Origin of the sequence: Branchiibius sp. NY16-3462-2, from assembly GCF_001594145.1 — a bacterium.
Lineage (GTDB): Bacteria > Actinomycetota > Actinomycetes > Actinomycetales > Dermatophilaceae > Branchiibius.
The window spans coordinates 122,520-141,596 of sequence record NZ_LVCF01000043.1 but is presented as its reverse complement, the minus strand read 5'-3'; the positions used below and the strand labels follow the sequence as shown (position 1 = coordinate 141,596).

At 67.5% G+C, this 19,077-nt stretch carries 15 protein-coding genes; 11 read left to right on the top strand and 4 right to left on the bottom strand.

All coding sequences use genetic code 11. From position 1 onward, the window contains the following. The first annotated feature begins 102 nt into the window (after positions 1–102). On the top strand, positions 103–1,542 hold the full coding sequence (gene ftsY, locus AZH51_RS16765) for a signal recognition particle-docking protein FtsY (protein ID WP_291525998.1): 1,440 nt from the start codon (positions 103–105) through the stop codon (positions 1,540–1,542). On the opposite strand, the gene AZH51_RS16760 is transcribed toward ftsY, so the two are convergent. After that, the gene (locus AZH51_RS16760) at positions 1,513–2,496 is read right to left on the bottom strand and encodes an oxygenase MpaB family protein (protein ID WP_291525997.1); all 984 of its coding nucleotides are present in this window, start codon (positions 2,494–2,496) and stop codon (positions 1,513–1,515) included. The two genes, ftsY and AZH51_RS16760, sit on opposite strands and share 30 nt — an antisense overlap. Positions 2,497–2,582: 86 nt before the next feature. Here AZH51_RS16760 and AZH51_RS16755 point away from each other — a divergent pair, with 86 nt between their 5' ends. From AZH51_RS16755 to AZH51_RS16730, 6 genes are all read left to right on the top strand, one after another. Then, positions 2,583–3,956, top strand: a complete 1,374-nt coding sequence (locus AZH51_RS16755; RefSeq protein ID WP_291525996.1) for an ammonium transporter — start codon at positions 2,583–2,585, stop codon at positions 3,954–3,956. After that, complete coding sequence (locus tag AZH51_RS16750; RefSeq protein WP_291525995.1) at positions 3,953–4,291, top strand: P-II family nitrogen regulator; 339 nt, start codon at positions 3,953–3,955, stop codon at positions 4,289–4,291. The genes AZH51_RS16755 and AZH51_RS16750 overlap by 4 nt, the downstream gene beginning before the upstream one ends. A gap of 48 nt (positions 4,292–4,339) precedes the next feature. Continuing rightward, complete coding sequence (locus AZH51_RS16745) at positions 4,340–6,706, top strand: [protein-PII] uridylyltransferase (RefSeq protein WP_291525994.1); 2,367 nt, start codon at positions 4,340–4,342, stop codon at positions 6,704–6,706. Between the two features lie 48 nt (positions 6,707–6,754). Beyond that, positions 6,755–8,356, top strand: a complete 1,602-nt coding sequence (ffh, locus tag AZH51_RS16740) for a signal recognition particle protein (RefSeq protein ID WP_291525993.1) — start codon at positions 6,755–6,757, stop codon at positions 8,354–8,356. A 361-nt stretch (positions 8,357–8,717) separates the two neighbouring features. Beyond that, positions 8,718–9,119 (top strand): hypothetical protein, encoded by a 402-nt coding sequence (locus AZH51_RS16735; RefSeq protein WP_291525992.1) that lies wholly within the window; start codon positions 8,718–8,720, stop codon positions 9,117–9,119. A 396-nt stretch (positions 9,120–9,515) separates the two neighbouring features. Then, positions 9,516–10,403, top strand: a complete 888-nt coding sequence (locus AZH51_RS16730) for a hypothetical protein (protein ID WP_291525991.1) — start codon at positions 9,516–9,518, stop codon at positions 10,401–10,403. Between the two features lie 2 nt (positions 10,404–10,405). Here AZH51_RS16730 and AZH51_RS16725 read toward each other — a convergent pair whose 3' ends face one another. Continuing rightward, complete coding sequence (locus tag AZH51_RS16725; protein WP_291525990.1) at positions 10,406–11,428, bottom strand: hypothetical protein; 1,023 nt, start codon at positions 11,426–11,428, stop codon at positions 10,406–10,408. An 88-nt stretch (positions 11,429–11,516) separates the two neighbouring features. Here AZH51_RS16725 and AZH51_RS16720 point away from each other — a divergent pair, with 88 nt between their 5' ends. Genes AZH51_RS16720 through AZH51_RS16710 form a run of 3 tightly spaced genes read left to right on the top strand, consistent with a single transcriptional unit; the run spans position 11,517 to position 14,062 of the window. Further along, a complete protein-coding gene (locus AZH51_RS16720) occupies positions 11,517–11,984 on the top strand; it encodes a MarR family transcriptional regulator (RefSeq protein ID WP_291525989.1) in 468 nt (155 codons plus the stop codon). 27 nt (positions 11,985–12,011) lie between these two features. Continuing rightward, on the top strand, positions 12,012–13,100 hold the full coding sequence (locus tag AZH51_RS16715) for an amidohydrolase family protein (protein ID WP_291525988.1): 1,089 nt from the start codon (positions 12,012–12,014) through the stop codon (positions 13,098–13,100). Further along, positions 13,097–14,062, top strand: a complete 966-nt coding sequence (locus tag AZH51_RS16710) for a GNAT family N-acetyltransferase (protein WP_291525987.1) — start codon at positions 13,097–13,099, stop codon at positions 14,060–14,062. Before AZH51_RS16715 ends, AZH51_RS16710 begins: the two co-directional genes overlap by 4 nt. Positions 14,063–14,138: 76 nt before the next feature. On the opposite strand, the gene aceB is transcribed toward AZH51_RS16710, so the two are convergent. After that, positions 14,139–15,812 carry a malate synthase A gene (gene aceB / locus AZH51_RS16705; RefSeq protein ID WP_291525986.1) on the bottom strand — a complete coding sequence of 558 codons (1,674 nt, stop codon included), beginning with the start codon at positions 15,810–15,812 and terminating at the stop codon, positions 14,139–14,141. Positions 15,813–16,003: 191 nt separating this feature from the next. Continuing rightward, positions 16,004–17,299, bottom strand: coding sequence for an isocitrate lyase (aceA, locus tag AZH51_RS16700; protein WP_291525985.1), 1,296 nt, complete (start codon positions 17,297–17,299; stop codon positions 16,004–16,006). Positions 17,300–17,489: 190 nt separating this feature from the next. Here aceA and AZH51_RS16695 point away from each other — a divergent pair, with 190 nt between their 5' ends. Continuing rightward, positions 17,490–19,013, top strand: coding sequence for a helix-turn-helix domain-containing protein (locus tag AZH51_RS16695; protein ID WP_291525984.1), 1,524 nt, complete (start codon positions 17,490–17,492; stop codon positions 19,011–19,013). The last annotated feature ends 64 nt before the right edge of the window (positions 19,014–19,077 follow it).

Genomic DNA, 19,077 nt, shown 5'->3' with positions numbered 1-19,077 from the left:
TGATCCTGGGGATTCCCGTGCAGGTCCTGGTAATGGGTGTGGCGTCGGCCAGCGGGTGATCGGGCCGAGCGGCGCTGGTCGCTCGTTTGTCATGATGGGCGGGTGGACAGTCTCTGGGTGATCCTCACCGTCATCACACTCCTCGTTCTCCTCGCGCTCACCGTCGGCGTGACGTTCCTGCGTCGTGGCAGCAGCCGTTCGACCTCGGCCCCGACGTTGCCACCGACCCAGGAGAGGGGGGAGTCGACCTCGACGCTGCCGTCGGCGAAGGATGCGCAACGCCGCGGGGCGAACACCTATCAGGCGGCACCGGCCAGCACGATCGACTTCAGCAAGGTGGCGGAGCCGCAGCAGCACGTGCCCGTGAAGGACCTACCCACCGAAACGGCAGCCGGCGGCAGCGCAGCAGCCGACGAGGTAGTGGTCGATGAGGTAATAGTCGATGAGGTAGTCGTCGATGAGGTAGTGCTCGACGAACCGACGGTCGAAGGTGTCGTCGTCGAGGATGCGCCGGGCGCGCAGGGCACTGCCGACCAGTCGGTGCTGGCTACTGCGGCAACGGACACCGCGGAACTGCGTGCCGACCAGGCCGCGCGGGCCCCGGCGGTCGAGAAGCCGGAGTCCGCCGTCGGCCGGATGGGCCGATTGCGCGGGCGCCTGGCCCGGTCCAACTCGGCCATCGGCAAGACCCTGCTGAGCCTGCTGGCCAAGGGCGAGCTGTCCGATGCCGACTGGGAAGAGGTCGAGGATGTCCTGCTCGGCGCCGACCTCGGCGCGTCGGCCACCACGGAGCTGGTCGACCGGTTGCGCTCCCGGGTGGCTGTGGAAGGCACCCCCACGCCGGAGCAACTGCACGACTGGCTGCACACCGAACTGCTCACATTGGTGGACCCGTCGATGGACCGCCGGATCGCCGCGACCCGCGTCGGGGACCGCCCGGCCGTGCTGATGGTCGTCGGCGTGAACGGCACCGGCAAGACCACCACCGTCGGGAAACTCGCGCGGGTCCTGGTCGCCCAGGACAAGCAGCCGGTGCTCGGCGCCGCCGACACCTTCCGCGCGGCCGCCGCCGATCAGTTGCAGACCTGGGGGGCCCGCGTCGGTGTGCCCACCGTCCGCTCCGACAAGGAAGGGGCCGACCCCGCAGCGGTGGCCTTCGATGCGGTCAAGGAGGGCAACGAACAGCACGCCGACGTGGTGCTGATCGACACCGCCGGCCGGTTGCACAACAAGGTCGGCCTGATGGACGAGCTGCGCAAGGTCAAGCGGGTCGTGGAGAAGCAGAGCCCGATCGACGAATGCCTGCTGGTGCTGGATGCGACCACCGGTCAGAACGGTATGCAGCAGGCCCGCATCTTCAGTGAGGCCGTCGACGTGACCGGGGTGGTGCTCACCAAACTGGACGGCACCGCCAAGGGCGGCATCGTCGTACTCGTGCAGCGCGAACTGGGCGTCCCGGTCAAGCTGGTCGGCCTGGGCGAAGGTCCGGATGACCTGGCGCCGTTCGACCCGTCAGCCTTCGTGGACGCCGTCCTGAACTGAGCGGTCGCCGTCCTGAACTGAACGGTCCTGGCGGCGGTCGGTGCGCACCATCGGATCGGACAGCATCCACCGGATCAGCCCGACCCCGACCTGACCCGCACTCCGCAACGGCACGGCGCCACCCGGGAGCAACCGGACCCCGAGCAGCCGGCGGGCGTGGGCAGGCAACGTGCCGAGCGCGCCGGCGACCAACGTGAGATATCCCGGGCGCACGGCCAGCGGCATCGGCGGGTCCGCTGCGATGAAGCGCAACGTCTCACGCGCGGCCGGAGTGCTGGCCAGTTCGGGGGTGAAGGCCTCCAGCGCCGCCGTGAGTTCGGCGACGGACTGCGGGGGGTCGATGACACCCAGCCGGGTCGCGATCGAGCCGGCCTGGGCGACATACCGATCCGCGTCGTACGCCGAGAGCGGGCTCGCGCCGTACGTCTGGTAACACGTCAGGAAGCTCTCGGTCTCCGCCAGGTGCACCCACATCAGCAGATGCGGGTCGCTCGCGGCGTACGCGCGCCCGTCGTCAGCGGTGCCGCGCACCCGGCGGTGCATACCCCGGACCCGGGCGATCAACCGCTCGGCATCGGCGGTGGTCCCGAAGGTCGTGGTCGAGATGTACGCGCTGGTCTGCTGCAGGCGCCCCCACGGGTCGTCGCGGTATCGCGAGTGCTGGTCGACCCCGGCCATCGCCAACGGGTGCAGCGACTGCAGCAGCAGGGCGCGGATCCCGCCGAGGAACATCGATGCGTCCAGGTGCACCCGCCAGATCGGATCCTCCGGCGTGAACCAGCGCTCACCCTCGGCGCCCCAGATGGCGCCGGCCCGCTCCGCAGCATGGTCTCCGGCGACCCTCGAACGCAGGGCCAGAGCGGCACGGTGGCGGATCACATCGTGCACCCGGCGAGCAGGCGCCAACACAGGTCGGGAGATCGCAACGGGGCTGGTCAGACGCGGTGCGAGCACCCCTCCAGTGTGCAACGGCACTTCGCAACACAGTGTTAACACACGACACGTTCGGGTGAAATGCGGCCTTGCGATTGTTCTGCCCCATGAGCGCACTATCACTTGTGGCGGCAGATACGCCGACACTCGACACCGGTAACACCGCGTGGATGCTGACGTCAGCCGCGTTGGTGCTGTTCATGACCATCCCCGGTCTGGCCCTGTTCTACGGCGGCCTGAACCGATCCAAGGGTGTCCTGAACATGATCATGATGTCGTTCGGCGCCTTCGGCGTCATCGGCATCATCTATGTGCTGTGGGGCTACTCGATGTCCTTCGGCCCCAACAACGTTGGTGGCATCTTCGCCAACCCCTTCGACTTGTGGGCATTGAAGGATCTGCTGCCCGGCGCGCCGGGGGCGGACGCGTCGCTGGCCTACACCGCGACCGGCGTACCCACGCTGGTGTTCGTGGGCTTCCAGTTCACGTTCGCCGCCATCACCGTGGCCCTGATCAGCGGTTCGCTGTCGGATCGCGTGAAGTACTCGACCTGGTTGGTCTTCTCGGTCCTGTGGGTCACCCTGGTCTACTTCCCGCTGGCCCACATGGTCTGGGGCGGCGGCCTGCTGAGCGGCTCGAAGGACGGTATCGCCGCCAAGTTGTTCGGTACGACGGGTGATGTGGCATCAGTGGCCCCGATCGACTTCGCGGGTGGAACCGTCGTGCACATCAACGCCGGTATGGCCGGTCTGGTGCTGTGTCTCTTCCTGGGTAAGCGCATCGGCTTCGGCAAGGTGGCCATGCGCCCGCACAACGTGCCGCTGGTCATGCTCGGCGCGGGCATCCTGTGGTTCGGCTGGTTCGGGTTCAACTCCGGTTCGGCGCTGGCCGCGAACGAGTCGGCCGGTCTGGTCTGGGTCAACACGACCACCGCGACCTGCGCCGCGATGATCGCCTGGCTGCTGGTGGAGAAGTTCCGGGACGGGCACGCCACCTCCGTGGGCGCCGCCTCGGGCATCGTGGCCGGCCTGGTGGCCATCACCCCGGCCTGTGGCAACGTGACGCCGTGGGGCTCGATCGCCGTGGGTGCGATCGCGGGCATCCTGTCCGCCTTCGCCATCGGTCTGAAGTACAAGTTCGGGTACGACGACTCCCTGGACGTCGTCGGCGTCCACCTGGTCTCGGGTTTCTGGGGCACCATCTCCCTGGGCTTCCTGGCCCGTGGCACCGGCCTCTTCTACGGTCAGTGGAAGCAGTTGATCGTGCAGTTAATCATCGCCTGTGCGGCGCTGCTCTTCACGGCGATCATGACGGCGATCATCGCGACGGTGTTGAAGTACGCCATGGGTTGGCGGATCTCCGAGGACGACGAAACGCAAGGTATCGACCAGACTGAGCACGCAGAAACTGCGTACGACCTGGCGACTACCTCCTTCGGTACCGTCGCCACGTTCGCCCACGAAGAAGGAGCGAAGGCATGAAACTGGTCACCGCCATCATCAAGCCGTTCAAGCTGGACGAGGTCAAGGAGGCCCTGGAGTCCTACGGCATCGCCGGGATGACCGTGAGCGAGGCCAGCGGCTACGGCCGCCAGCGCGGTCACAGCGAGGTCTACCGCGGCGCCGAGTACAACGTCGACTTCGTCAGCAAGACCCGGTTGGAAGTCATCGTCGACGACGCTGACGCCGCCAACGTGGTCGACGTGATCGTGAAGGCCGCTCAGACCGGCCGGATCGGCGACGGCAAGGTGTGGATCGTTCCTGTCGAGGAGGTAGTCCGCGTTCGGACGGGTGAGAAGGGTCCCACCGCGCTCTGACGCGGTGCCCTGCACCACCCATCCGACAACCGCAATAGAGAGGCTGTCATGAGTACCCACGCGGACCACATGACAGAGCGTCTCGACCTCGCCGGCACTCGCGACTTCACACGTCCGGGTGCCGGCGAGGCGCGTCGGACGCGCTTGGCCGCTTATGGCCGGCAGTGGCTCGGCGGCCTGTGGGACGAAGCGATCCGGCCGCTGCACTCTGGTTCGCAGGACGGTGTCGCTCTGGCCGCCGTCGGGAGCTTCGCCCGCGGTGACGGCGGACCGCTGTCCGACTACGACCTGGTGCTGTTGCACGACGGCCGCTCGTTGCGTCCGGAGGTCATCACCGCGCTCGCGGACCGGATCTGGTATCCCGTGTGGGACGCCGGTGTCCGGCTCGATCACAGCGTGCGCACGATGTCCGAATGCCGGGGCGCGGCCAGCGGTGATCTCACCGCCGCCGTCGGGATGCTCGACATCGACTGGGTTGCCGGCGATCCCGTGCTGGTCTCCGGGGTGCGGCAGATGATCGCCCACGACTGGCGCGCCAATGCCCGCAAACGGCTGCCCGAACTGATTGAAGCAACCCGTCGCCGGCACGAACGGCACGGTGACCTGACCACCTCGATCGAGCCCGATATCAAAGAGGGCCGCGGTGGTTTGCGCGACATGACCGTCTTGAAAGCTCTCACTGCTGCGTGGCTCTCGGACCGTCCGCACGGGGAGGTCGACGCGGCGTACAACACCTTGCTCGACGTACGTGACGCACTGCACGTGGCCACGGGGCGCGGTCGGGACCGCCTGGGCCGCGAGGATCAGGACGCGGTTGCCGCCCTCCTGGGGCATCCGGATCCGGACGCCCTGCTGACCGAGGTCGTCCAGTCCGCCCGGGTGATCAGCTACTCCTTGGACGGCACCGCGCGCCGTGCCCAGCAATCCCAACGCGCCCGTACGCCGCGGATCGGGCCGCGTCGCCCCGTCCTGTCCCCGGTCGGGTACGGGCTGTTCGAACACGACGCGGAGATCGTGCTCGGTCCGAGTTTCACGACCCGCCCGACGCCGCTGCTCTTGCTGCGTGCCGCGCGCGCAGCCGCCCGCCGTGGCATCCCGCTGGCCCCGGCCACCCTGACCAACCTGTCCAACGGCCTCGAACCACCCAGCGTCCCGTGGGAGCCGGAGATCCGCGATGCGTTCGTGGACCTGCTTGCGGCCGGCCCCGGTCTGACCCAGGTGTGGGAGTCCCTCGACCTCGGCGGGGTGATCGGCACGTGGATCCCGGAGTGGCGTGCGGTGCGAAGTCGCCCGCAGCGCAATGCGATTCACCGGCACACCGTCGACCGCCACCTGATCGAGACGGTCGTGGAGGCCGCTGATCTGCGGGTCGACGTCGAGCGGCCCGACCTGCTACTGGTCGCTGCTCTGCTGCACGACATCGGCAAGATCTCCGGGGTGCACGACCACGCGGTCGAGGGTGCGCCGGTCGCGGCCAACATCGCCCGCCGGATGGGTTTCCCCCGCGATGACGTCGACGTCATCGAACTGCTGGTGCGCGAGCACCTGTCCCTGGTCGATCTGGCAACCCGACGCGACCCGCACGACCCGCAGACCGTCAGCGCACTGGTGGCAGCCGTCGAGGAACGCCGCGACATCCTGGAGTTGCTGCGGGCCCTCACCCAGGCCGACGCGATCGCGGCCGGCCCGCGGGCCTGGACCCAGTGGCGCGCCTCGTTGACCGAGCAGTTGACCGAGCACGCCCGGGTGGCGCTCGGTGATCGGCACGTCATCGCGGCCGAACCCGCTGACATCGACCAGGAGCTCAACCCGCAGGTGCTGCGTGACCTGGCCAACGGTGTGCCCAGTGTGGATGTGGTCGCCACCGCCGCGGGCGCCCGGATCGAGATCGCCGATCGCGACCGGTTGGGCCTGTTCGCCGATTCAGCCGGGTTGCTGTCGGCCGCCGGCGTCCAGGTCCGGTCCGCCCGGGTGCGCACCATCGACGGGGTCGCCGTGAACACCTGGGAGATCGAAGCACCCTCGGGTGATCTGCCCCTGGCAACCAACCTGCAGCGCGGCCTCAGCGCGCTGTCCCGCGGCGACCGTTCGTCGTTACGTTCACTCGAGCGCCGACGCAGGACCGCGGCGCCGGCGACCGCCGGCACGCGCGCCACCGTCATTCCCGGTGCGTCCGCCGAGGCGACCGTTATCGAGGTGCGATCGCAGGACCGGCCCGGCCTGTTGCGCGATATCGGTATGACCTTCGCCCGGTTCGGGCTCGGGGTGCGCTCGGCCCATGTCGCGACGTACGCCGGGCAGACCCTGGACACCTTCTACGTCACCGCCGCGGGGGGCCAGCCAGTCACCCCGCCCCAGGTGGCCCAGGTGATCGCGGCGCTCATCGACGCCTGCGACGGTCCGGTGCCGGCGTGACGGTTCGCGATTCCTGACCCGCGGGGCCTGGAAGATACCCTGAACCTCGTGTTCAACACTCTGTCGGATCGTCTTACCTCGACGTTCAAGAACCTGCGCGGCAAGGGCCGGTTGTCCGAGTCGGACATCAACTCGACCATCCGCGACATCCGCCTCGCGCTGATCGACGCGGATGTCGCGACCCCGGTGGTGCGGGAGTTCACGGGCCGCGTGCGCGAGCGCGCCCTAGGCGCGGAGGTCAGCGGTGCACTGAACCCCGCCCAGCAGGTCGTGAAGATCGTCAACGAGGAGCTCATCGCGATCCTCGGCGGTCAGACCCGCAACCTGCAACTGGCCAAGTCCGGGCCGACCGTCATCATGCTGGCCGGTCTGCAGGGTTCGGGTAAGACGACTTTCGCCGGCAAACTCGCGCGCTTCCTGCGCGACCAGGGGCACTTCCCGGTCCTTGTCGCCGCCGACCTGCAGCGACCGAACGCCGTCACCCAGTTGGAAGTCGTCGGTGACCGCGCCGGCGTCCCGGTCTTCGCGCCGGAGCGGGGCAATATCGGCGGACACGACGTCGTTGCGGATGAGGTCGAAGGCACCCGCTCCTACGGCGACCCCGTCTGGGTCGCCCAGGCCGGTGTGGCCCAGGCCAAGGTGCGCCAGTACGACGTGGTCATCGTGGACACGGCCGGCCGGCTGGCCGTCGATGAGAACCTCATGCAGCAGGCCCGCGACATCCGCGACGCCATCCAGCCCGATGAGGTCCTCTTCGTCATCGACGCAATGATCGGCCAGGCCGCGATCGAGACGGCGCTGGCCTTCTCCGAGGGCGTCGACTTCACCGGCGTCGTGCTGTCCAAGCTCGACGGTGACGCTCGTGGTGGTGCCGCTTTGTCGGTCGCGTCGGTGACGGGTCGACCGATCATGTTCAGCTCCACCGGTGAGCAGGTCAAGGACATCGAGGTCTTCCACCCGGACCGGATGGCCTCCCGGATCCTCGATATGGGCGACGTGCTGACGCTGATCGAGCAGGCCGAGAAGGCGTTCGACAAGCGCCAGGCCGCCGAGATGGCGCGCAAGTTCATGGAGGAGGAGGACTTCACCTTCGATGACTTCCTCCAGCAGATGGCGGCCATCAAGAAGATGGGCAACTTCAAGGCGCTGCTGGGGATGATGCCCGGCATGGCCGGGATGAAGGATCAGCTCAACTCCCTGGACGAGCGCGAGTTCGACCGGGTCGAGGCCATGGTGCGTTCCATGACGCCGTTCGAGCGCACCCATCCCAAGCAGATCAACGGCTCGCGCCGGGCCCGGATCGCGCGCGGATCGGGTGTCTCGGTCTCCGAGGTCAACCAGTTGCTGGAGCGCTTCACCCAGGCGCAGAAGATGATGCGCCAGATGCGCCGCGGCGGGGGAATGCCCGGCATGCCGGGGATGCCCGGGCTCGGCGGCGGCGCTCCCAAGCGCGGCAAGCAGCAGGCCAAGAAGGGTAAGAGCGGCAACCCGGCCAAGCGGGCCCAGCAGGAGCAGGTGGCCGCGAAGAAGGCCGCGGACGCGCGGACCCGTGCCCTCGAGGGCGCTTTCGGGCAGCCGGAGGAAGAGCCGGATCTGGCGAATCTGAAGCTGCCGAAGGGCTTCGAGAAGTACCTCGGTCAGAAGGACTAGCCCGACTCCGCGACCCAAGACTCGTTGCCCACGCTGCGAATACGACGGTTGGTGCCGTGGGGTCTGCTGTTCGACATGGTCGAGGGCGGGTGGCCATGCGGAGAGGGCAGGCGTGCGTCTACGCGGCTTCCGAGGATTCTATGTGGGGGCGCTGAAGTAGTGCCACGATCGACTCATGCGAAGGGTTCTGTTGGCCACTGGACTATTCCTGCCGCTGATCGGCCTCTTTGGATGCAGTGGAGGAAGTACGCAAGTTGTCACCAAGACCGTGGTGGAGTCTTCAGCACCGCCGAGTACGTCCCCAACCTCAGCCTCCACGGCGACTACCAGTTTCACATCGGAGACGAGTGGGGCTCTCGCGGTGGGTGGCACGTTCAACACGGCCGAGGGAGGCAAAGTCACAGTGCTGTCGGTGCAGAACTCCAATGCTCGCACGACTTCGCTCATCGGTGCCGACCAGCACTTCGTGGCGGTGAAGGTGCGGAACTGCCTTGGGTCCGAAGCGGGCAATATCAGCCCGGCGCCTTGGCGCGTAGTGGACACGGACAGCGGAGAGTACGAGGCCATCGACGTGAAGCCCGCACCCACGGACTTTCCGCAGCCGACCTACCCGTCCGACGTCGAAGGGGACGCAGTGCGGCCGGCGGGCTCCTGCGTCTCTGGTTGGATGATGTTCGGCGTGAACAAAGATGCGAAAGTGAGCCGCATCGACTACCGCAACAGCCACGCCGGCTCCGCCTCCTGGAGCGCCAACCTGGGCTAATCCGACAACTCGATATTGGGTCGGGATGCGACGGACCCGCGCTGAGCGGACCGGGCCTAAGCCTGAGCGCGTCCGGCAGCCTTGTCCAGGATCGACCTGCGCCCGCGTTGGTAGGGACCTGGCGCAAGCGTTCGGGTCGGTGGGAGGCGTGGCTGATCGCGGTCACCGATGACGAGACCGTGACCCAGTTGTGGGCGCCGGCAGACCGGTTGCGACCGATCGTCACGAGTCGAGAAGTACCTGGGTCAGAAGGACTGATCAGCTCCTAGTACTGCTTTCAGTACCGCGCGACACGCCGGCGCAGCGCAGGTCCGTCGAAAATGTGACGGCTGGTGCAATAGTTATTGTTGGGATACAAGTGCCCATCTACGACTAAGTCGCGCTTTAATGGGGGCCATGCGCCGCCACGCTGCCACCCTCGCAGTCGTCCTCGCTTCCGCCGTCGGTTCCACGGCGATCGCTCCTTCCGCCCAGGCGTGGCGGCCACCGCCGGTCAAGTCGTGTGGGGCGACCGCCGCCGACAAGGCGCTCGCTGCGAAGCTGTCGCCCACCATTCGTTCGGCGGGACTGGCCGGTGTCAGCGCCGACCAGGTGTCCTGCGCCCGGCAGATTCTGGCCCAGGTCAAGGCGGAAGGCCTCTCGCCCCAGGCCGGCAAGATCGCGTTGATGACCGCGATCACCGAGACAGGTCTGCGCAACTACCTCGGCGGTGACCGGGACAGCCTTGGATTGTTCCAGCAGCGCCCCTCGATGGGCTGGGGCAGCAGGGCCCAGATCATCCGTCCGGCCTACAGCACGCACCGATTCCTGTCGGCCATGACCAAGCGCTATCCCAAAGGATCCTGGGCGACCAAAGATCCGGGTCGGGTCGCCCAGAGCGTCCAGCGATCGGCGTACCCCAGTCGGTACAACCGCGAACGCACGTCGGCCGCACGATTGGTGAGTGCGCTGTGGGCCGGTTCAACAGCGCCCGTGGCCCCGGCGCCTCCTGCCAAACCCAGGCCGCCGGCCAAGCCGACCAAGCCGGCTCCGGCGTCCGCCTCGTTGGCCCTGGTCGTGCCCGGCTCCGGGATCCGGGTGCGTTCGGGTGCGACGACCGCGGCCAAGCAGGTGCGCTTCCTGCGCAGCGGCAGCAAGGTGACCGCGACCTGCCAACGCCTGGGCAAGTCCATCACGATCGGCAAGTACCGCAGCGGGTACTGGCTGTACGTACCGGCCCAGAAGGGCTACCTGAGCGTGGCCGCGATGCACCGCAACGGTGGCACGTCCCTGAAGGCCTGCTGAGGTCAGCCGACGAGTTCTTCCTCGTTCTCCTCATCGATCATCTCGGTCTCGCTGAGCGGTGCGACGACCTCGCCAGCCCGGCGGGCGGCCCGCTCGCGCAGCGTGGCCAGGCCCAGCAGCAGACCACCGACAACAACCCAGCCGACGATCTTCAGCACGTCGGAGCCGATGCCCAGGTCGGGGAAGTAGATCAGGTTGCGGCCGGCTTCGTTCAGGCCCGCGCCGATCCAGAAGTGGTGCAGCGCAGCGAAGAAGCCCGGTTGCAGGGCGGGTGGGAACACGCCACCGCTGGTGGTGAAGTTCAGCCCGACGAAGAGGGTCACCATGGCCAGGGTCGTGAACCGGCCGATCAGCGAGTGCAGCGAGATGCCGAACGCCATGACCGCAAGGCAGTAGACGAAGGCCAGCAGACCGATCTGCCACTGGTGTGACGGCAGCGCGTGGAAGACGAGGGTCGCGATCCCGGTGGCCAGGATGGTGTTGACCGCGGCAGCACCGACGCCCAGGCCGATCCGGGTGCGCATCGGCTTGCTTGCCGCCGCGACACCGATAGCGATGGCGGTGCCGTACCCGCCGACGGTCAGGGCAACGAGGTAGAAGAAGAGTGACTGCCCACTCGGGTCAGCGTCGGGGTCGACCGGGACAACGTCCCTGATGTCCAGGGGCAGACCGGCGCCGGCAGCGACCGGCTGGAACATCCGCTCGACGGTGACCGCCTGGGTGTCCGAGGCCGCCGTGCTCACTAGCAACGCGGGTTTGGTGGGGGACAGGACGAACGCGCCGGCGAGGTCGCGGTGCTCGATGCTGTTGGTGGCCTCGGCCTGCGAGGACACCAGCTTCAGATCGGCTGCATCGCCGAAGGCGGTCTGCAGTTTCTGGGTGGTGGCGGTAGCGGTCGGGCCGGATCCCACGATGTCGATGCGCAGGTGGTCCGGCGACGGGTGGTGGAAACCGCCCAGGTAGGCCAGGGCCATGACCGCACCCATGATCAGCGGAACAGCGATGTGCGAGAGCACAGTTCGCATGGTGGGTGGAGTCTGCGCGGTGTGCGACACGGTCCTTCTCTCGTCCTGAGTTGTAAAGTGCAACTAATAGAGTTGTAATATACAACTCATGAGGACTGCAGCACAACCCAGGTCAGATACGTCACGGCAGGACCGGGAGCGCAACGAGGCGCGGGTCCTGGGTGGGTTGATCGCGTTCTCCCGCCGGGTGCGCGCGGATGCGCGCTACATGCATCCCGACCTCAGCTACGTCGATTTCACCCTGCTGCGCATCGTGCAGGACAACCCCGGGGTGCTGGCGGGAGATCTCGCCGATGCGGCGCGGATCGACAAGTCCACGGCCAGTAGGCAACTGACGGCGCTGGTCCGACGAGGTCTGCTGCAACGGACCGGGAGCGGCGGCCGAGAGGGCAAGCCGCTCGAGCTCACGCCGGACGGCGAACGCGTGACTGCGGAGGCTCTGGCCGCGCAGCAAGCCACGGTCGCCGAGCGGCTGGTCGACTGGAGTACGTCGGACGTTGCGGTCTTCGCCGACCTGCTGGCCCGATACAACGAGGCCGATGTGCGCTCAGCGTGACGCGAGCAGGTGACTAAGGTCGCGTTTATGGGTTCCGTTGCACCGCCGCTGCACCTGACCGGACCGGTTCTGCTCGGTCCTGACGAAGAGCGCGACGGTCTGTGGGTGATCGACGGGCGGATCAGTTTCTCGGCGCCCACCTCCGGCGAGGCGGTGTCCATCGATGGCTGGGTCCTGCCGGGTCTGGTCGACGCGCATTGTCACGTCGGGCTGGAAGCGACGGGCGGCGTACCTCCCGAACGCGCTGAGGAGCACGCGCTCGCCGACCGCGCCGCGGGGGCGCTGCTGCTGCGGGATGCGGGCAGCCCGTACGACACCCACTGGATCGACGAGCGTGCGGACCTGCCGCGGATCATCCGGGCCGGGCGGCACATCGCTCGTACGCACCGCTACATCCGCAACTTCGCGCACGAGATCGAGCCGGACGAACTGGTCGAGTACGTACGCCGAGAGGCCCGGCGCGGGGATGGCTGGGTGAAGTTGGTGGGGGACTGGATCGATCGCGATGTCGGCGACTTGTCGCCGTCGTTCCCACGCGAGTCGCTGCCGGCGGCGATCGCAGCTGCTCACGAGGAGGGCGCGCGGGTGACGGCGCACTGTTTCGGGGAGCAGTCGTTGTTCGACCTGGCCGATGCCGGGATCGACTGCATCGAGCACGCGACGGGTCTGACGCCGGACTCGATCGCCCTCTTTGCCGAGCGGGGGATCGCGATCGTGCCGACCCTGGTCAACATCGCCAACTTCCCGAAGTTCGCCGACGCGGGGCAGGCCAAGTTCCCGGGGTACGCCGCGCACATGCGTGATCTCTACGAGCGACGCTTCGAGACGATCGCCGCGGCCCACGACGCCGGGCTGGACATCTACGTAGGCACCGACGCCGGCGGCCAGCTGCCCCACGGCCTGGTGGCCCAGGAGGTCGAGGCGCTGACCCAGGCCGGACTGACGCCGCTGGAGGCATTGGACGCTGCGACGTGGAAGGCGCGTGCGTGGTTGATGCGACCGGCGATCGAGGAAGGTTCCAGTGCCGATCTGGTTGTCTACGAGTCCGATCCGCGCCGGGATGTGCGGGTGCTCGCCGCTCCGCAGCACGTGATCCTGCGGGGGCGGAGCTGGTGAGTTGGTGGTCGGGGCCGACGACGCAGTTGGCCGCCCACGGTGTCCGGGTACGGGTCGCACCCGCTACCTCCGCAGACGTTGCTGCCTACCGGGAGGCGGTGCGGCTGTCCAAACAACGGATCGGTCAATGGAATCCGGTCAACGCGGCCGACCTGGAGTGGCACCTGACCCGTCAGTCGCCAGAGCATCGCACCTTCCTGATCCATGCGCTGGATCCGGCCGGTTCGCACGGCATCGTCGGAAAAGTCAATGTCACCAACGTCGTTCGTGGCCGGTTCGATTCAGGCACCTTGGGTTACGACGCCTATGACCCGTACGCCGGCCGCGGACTCTTCGCCGAAGGGCTGCGGCTGGTCATCGGGCTGGCTCTGACCCCGATGCCGGACGGCATGGGTCTGCACCGGGTGGAGGCGAACGTCCGACCCGGCAACGAACGATCCGCAGGACTACTGCGCTCGTTGGGTTTCCGGCGTGAGGGGACCGTGCGCCGGATGCTGCGGCTGGACGGACCGGATGGGCAGGCGTGGCGGGACCATGACATGCACGCCCTGACGATCGAGGAATGGCCTGGCACGCCGTACGTCCCGCACGAGCCGGAACGCGTTGCAGTACTTGTCGATTCGAGCTTGGGCGCTGACTTCGCCTATCGGCTCGGCCAGGAACTTGGCGTTCCACTGTTCGACCAGCAGGTCGTCCCGCAGCCGGAGGTCATTAGCAGTCTGATGTCCGTGTCACCGGTGGGGGCGGTCGTCTGCGGCAGCGAGCTGCCCACGGCGGCGGACCTTCACCGGGCGGGCTTCGACCCCGCTCGTACAGCGCGCGTCGGTCGTGAGCCGACCGATGGGGTATCGATACAGGTCGACACCACACGGCCTATCGATGCCCGTCGGATCACCGCGATTGCCCTGCGCTGCAAAGCGATTGCGGTAGGGATGGCGCAGCTGCACCCCGAACGTTTTTGACGCCGTACCGACGCGAGAACTGGCGTTCCGCGTCGGTACGGCGTCAATAAGGTGGAGCGGTGGAGCAGATCGTGCGTCAGGCGGGGACGGAGACCTTCTCCGACTGGCGCAGATCCTCGGGAGCCAGCGTGCCGCTCATCTGCAGCGGACGCTCGGTGAGGTAACGCACGTAGGCGTACGGCGTGAAGAAGCCGGGCAGGTAGCTGCCGAAGGCCACTTCCTCCAGCACACCGCGCGCTGCCTCGTAGGCACTCTTCTCGGTCTGCGGAAGGCTGCGGGTCAGCTTGTTGACCTCTTCGGTCACGATCCGGTCCAGCAACTGACGGTTGACCTCCGGGCCTTCAGCCAGCTGCGACTTGTGGAACAGCCACTGCCACAACTGGGCCCGGCAGATTTCGACGGTCGCCGCGTCCTCGACGTGGTTGTCGATCGCGACGGCGCCGCGGCCACCGACCCACGCGGCGAGGTACTGCAGCGCCACCGAGATGTTGCTGCGCACACCTTCCAGCGTGATGGTCTGGACCAGGCCGTCAAGGGACACCAGGTCCTGCGCGGTGATGTTCACCGTCGGGATCTTGTCGCGCTGGTCGGGCTTGTCACCCAGCACCGCGTCGTACGCCTCCTGGCAGATCGCCACCAGCGCCGGGTGCGCGACCCACGAGCCGTCGTACCCTTCGGCCGCCTCGCGCTCCTTCTCGGTCTGCACCTGGGCCAAGGCTCGCATGCGGCTGGTCTCGTCCTGCCGCGAGGGGTTGACGTTGGCCGGACCGCCGATGGCGTGCGCACCACGCTTGTGGCACGTGGCGATCATCAGGTCGGTGCAGGCTCGCACGAACGGCGCACTGGCAGTAATGCGCTCGCGATCCGGCAGCACGAACTCCACGCCGCGGTGGGCGAAGGTGCGCACGTAGCTGAAGATGTAGTCCCAGCGTCCGGCGTTGAGGCCGGCGCTGTGCTCGCGCAGTTCGTAAAGGATCTCGTCCATCTGGAAGGCCGCGGTCATCGTCTCGATGTGCGCGGTCGCGCGGATGGTGCCGCGCGGGATCCCCAACTCGTCCTGGGCCAGGTTGAACACGTCATTCCAGAGGCGCGCTTCCTCGGCCGACTCGATCTTGGCCAGGTAGAAGTACGGTCCGAAACCCTGGTCGATCAGCTTCTGGGCGTTGTGGAAGAAGTAGAGACCGAAGTCCACCAGCGCTGCCGACAACGGGCGGCCGTCGACGCTCAGGTGCTTCTCGCACAGGTGCCAGCCGCGGGGGCGCAGCACGATCGTGGGCCGGTCGCCGGTGGGCTTGACGTCACGGTCCTCGTAGTCGACGTAGGAGAGCGTGCCGTCGACCGCGTCCTTGAGGTTGACCTGGCCGCCGATGACGTTGGCGAAGGTCGGCGCGGTGGAGTCCTCCAGGTCCGCGACCCAGACGTTGGCGCCCGAGGACAGCGCGTGCACGGCCATCCGGCGGGTCACCTGGGACACCAACTCGCAGCGGCGGTTGGTGAGGCCGGGAGCCGGCTCGGCGACCTTCCAGGAGGCGTCGTCACGGATTTCGGCGGTCAGCTCGGAGAAGTCGAGGTTGGCACCGGCATTGATGGCCCGGGCCTTCTCGCGCCGCAGTTGCAGCAGTTCGGCGCGGCGCCCGGCGAAGGCACCGTCGAGTACGGCGAGGAACTCCAGCGCTTCAGGAGTGAGGATCTCCTCGAATCGGGGTTGCAGCGCGCCACGGATCGTGGCGGTCCGACGCTGACCGTTCATAGCTCTTCCTTGCTGGCTCAAGGGCCGTTACTGGTGCCGTGTGGCGTATGGGTTGGGTTGTTCCTGGCTCGCGGGTCGAGATGTGTGACCCGGGCCCCCGCGACCGGAGCCAGGTTGACCGCGGGGGACCGGGTGGTGCGTGTCGGGGCGGCGTTCACCGATTGGTGTACGCCGCCCCGAACCGTTGCGGCTTAGTGGAACTGGGCCGCTTCGGTCGAGTTGGCGAGCGCCGTGGTGGAGCTCTCCGGGTTCAGCGCGGTGGAGATCAGGTCGAAGTAGCCCGTGCCGACCTCGCGCTGGTGCTTGGTGGCGGTGTAGCCGCGCTCCTCGGAAGCGAACTCCGCCTCCTGCAGCTTGACGTAGGCCGCCATCTGCTCACGGGCGTAGCCGTGGGCCAGGTCGAACATCGAGTAGTTCAGGGCGTGGAAGCCGGCCAGGGTGATGAACTGGAACTTGAAGCCCATCGCGCCGAGCTCACGCTGGAACTTGGCGATGGTGTCGTCGTCCAGGTGCTTCTTCCAGTTGAAGGACGGCGAGCAGTTGTAGGCCAGCATCTGGTCGGGGAACTTCGCCTTGATGCTCTCGGCGAACTTCTTGGCCAGCTCCAGGTCGGGGGTGCCGGTCTCCATCCACAGCAGGTCGGCGTACTCCGCGTAGGCCAGGCCACGGGCGATGCACGGCTCGATGCCGTTGCGCACCTCGTAGAAGCCTTCGTTGGTACGGCCACCGGTCAGGAACTCCTGGTCACGCTCGTCCACGTCGGTGGTCAGCAGGGTGGCGGCCTCGGCGTCGGTGCGCGCGATGACCACCGACGGCACACCGGCGACGTCCGCGGCGAGGCGGGCGGCGTTCAGGGTGCGCACGTGCTGCTGGGTCGGGATGAGCACCTTGCCACCGAGGTGACCGCACTTCTTCTCCGAGGCCAGCTGGTCCTCCCAGTGCACACCGGAGGCACCGGCCGCGATCATGGCCTTCATCAGTTCGTAGGCGTTCAGCGGGCCACCGAAGCCGGCTTCGGCGTCGGCGACGATCGGCACGACCCACTCATCGACGGTCTTGATGCCCTCGGAGAACTCGATCTGGTCGGCGCGCAGCAGAGCGTTGTTGATGCGGCGCACGACCTGCGGGACCGAGTTGGCCGGGTAGAGCGACTGGTCGGGGTAGGTGTGACCGGACAGGTTCGCGTCACCGGCGACCTGCCAACCGGACAGGTAGATGGCCTTCAGGCCGGCCTTGACCTGCTGCACGGCCTGGTTGCCGGTCAGGGCGCCGAGCGCGTTGATGTAGTCCTCGGTGTGCAGCTTCTCCCACAGCTGCTCCGAACCGCGCTTGGCCAGGGTGAACTCCTCCTGGACCGTGCCGCGCAGCTTGATGACGTCGCCAGCGGTGTAGTCACGGCGCACGCCGGACCAGCGCTCGTTGGTGTGCCAGTCGTTCTGCAGTGCAGCTTCCTGGTCGGCAATGCTCGGGGCGTTGGTGTTGCTCATGGCTCCCTGTCTTTCCCATCCTCGTCGGTGGTGCTTCGTTTCGTGATTAACACTGTGCATGGCGGCTGCGCCGATTACCGCAGAGTTTTCGAGTAAAGATCGTCGTTTTTTGCGCTATCGTCGTCGCATGGCGAGTATTTCCCGACCCAAGGGTGTTCGATCCGGCGTCAAGAGTGGCAATTCTGTCCGTATGACCTCGACAGCACCGACGCCTACCGGCCGGTTGACGACGCCGGACGAGACGCCGGTGGCCACGGCCGACAGTCGCGCCACGCCTGACCCGCTCACGCTCGGGCGGCGCCTGCGGCACGCTCGCCAGCAGTCCCAGCGCACTCTGACCGATGTCGCGGACGCGGTCGGAATGTCCCCATCGGCGCTCTCGCTGATCGAAACCGGAAAACGGGAGCCTCGTCTGTCGGTGCTCACTGCCCTCGCGCACGCGCTGGGAACCAGCGTGCCGGATCTGCTCGCGGCGGCGCCACCGACCCGGCGAGCCGCGTTGGAGATCAAACTCGAACGAGCGCAGCGCAGTGAGGCCTACGAATCTCTGGGCCTGCCGAAGGTGAAGATCGGCCCGCGGCTGCCCCAGGAGGCGCTGGAAGCGCTGGTCGGGATGCACGAAGCCATGACCGCCGCCCAGGCCGATCAGGCGGCCACTCCTGAGCACGCGCGCCGCGCCAACCTCGAACTGCGCGAGCGGATGCGCGCCGCAGACAACTACTTCGGCGACATCGAACGAGCGGCTGCCGAGATGCTTCGTTCGATCAACCACGCGGGCGGTCCGATCAGTCGGGCATCGGTGGACCGGCTCGCAGCCCACATGGGGTTCACGCTGGTACACACCTCCGATCTGCCCAGCTCGACCCGGACCGTGACCGATCTGCAGAACCAGCGCATCTACCTACCGCAACCTGAAGCGGGACAACACGATTCGCGGTCGCTCGCCCTCCAGGCGCTGGCGCACCTTGTGCTCGGTCACCGGGTCCCTGCTGACTACGCAGAGTTCCTCAGCCAGCGCGTCGAGATCAACTACTTCGCGGCTGCCCTTCTGATGCCGGAGAAGGAGACCGTGCAGTACCTGCGAACGGCCATGCAGGACAAGGACATTGCCATCGAGGACTTGCGCGACTTCTTCGCGGTGTCCTACGAGACGGCGGCCCACCGGTTCACCAACCTCGCGACCAAGCACCTGGGGTTGCCGGTGCACTTCATGCGGATCGCGCAGAACGGCGTGATCTTCAAGGCCTATGAGAATGACGGCATCCAGTTCCCCAGTGACCCCTCCGGGGCGATCGAGGGCCAGCGGGTGTGTCGGTCGTGGACGGCCCGCCGTGTCTTCGAGCAACCGGATCTGTCCCAGGCGTTCAAGGCCTACACCGACACCCGATCCGGGACCTACTGGTGCACCGCGTTGGTGGATCGGACACCGGACGGGTTGTTCTCGGTCAACGTCGGCGTGCCCTACCAACACGTGAAGTGGTTCCGCGGCAGGGAGACCCAGCATCGTTCCGTGTCACGCTGCCCCGACCCGGCGTGCTGCACGCAACCGCCGGCCCAGTTGTCGGAGCGGTGGGATGGGCAGGCCTGGCCCTCAGCCCGGGTGCACTCCCACCTGTTGGCCGCCATGCCGCCCGGGGTGTTCCCCGGAGTCGACGACACCGAGGTCTACCGCTTCCTGGAGCGGCATGCTCCGACGGCATCGCCCATCGACTGACCAACGCCCGGGTGAGCAGGAATCTCACCCGGGCGCTCGGCGTACGTCGATGATTCAGGTACGC

Coding starts and splice junctions, on each gene's coding strand:
- AZH51_RS16755 (WP_291525996.1), top strand. CDS start 2,583: ATGAGCGCACTATCACTTGTGGCGGCAGATACGCCGACACTCGACACC.
- AZH51_RS16750 (WP_291525995.1), top strand. CDS start 3,953: ATGAAACTGGTCACCGCCATCATCAAGCCGTTCAAGCTGGACGAGGTC.
- AZH51_RS16745 (WP_291525994.1), top strand. CDS start 4,340: ATGAGTACCCACGCGGACCACATGACAGAGCGTCTCGACCTCGCCGGC.
- AZH51_RS16730 (WP_291525991.1), top strand. CDS start 9,516: ATGCGCCGCCACGCTGCCACCCTCGCAGTCGTCCTCGCTTCCGCCGTC.
- AZH51_RS16725 (WP_291525990.1), bottom strand. CDS start 11,428: ATGCGAACTGTGCTCTCGCACATCGCTGTTCCGCTGATCATGGGTGCG.
- AZH51_RS16720 (WP_291525989.1), top strand. CDS start 11,517: ATGAGGACTGCAGCACAACCCAGGTCAGATACGTCACGGCAGGACCGG.
- AZH51_RS16715 (WP_291525988.1), top strand. CDS start 12,012: ATGGGTTCCGTTGCACCGCCGCTGCACCTGACCGGACCGGTTCTGCTC.
- aceB (WP_291525986.1), bottom strand. CDS start 15,812: ATGAACGGTCAGCGTCGGACCGCCACGATCCGTGGCGCGCTGCAACCC.
- aceA (WP_291525985.1), bottom strand. CDS start 17,299: ATGAGCAACACCAACGCCCCGAGCATTGCCGACCAGGAAGCTGCACTG.
- AZH51_RS16695 (WP_291525984.1), top strand. CDS start 17,490: ATGACCTCGACAGCACCGACGCCTACCGGCCGGTTGACGACGCCGGAC.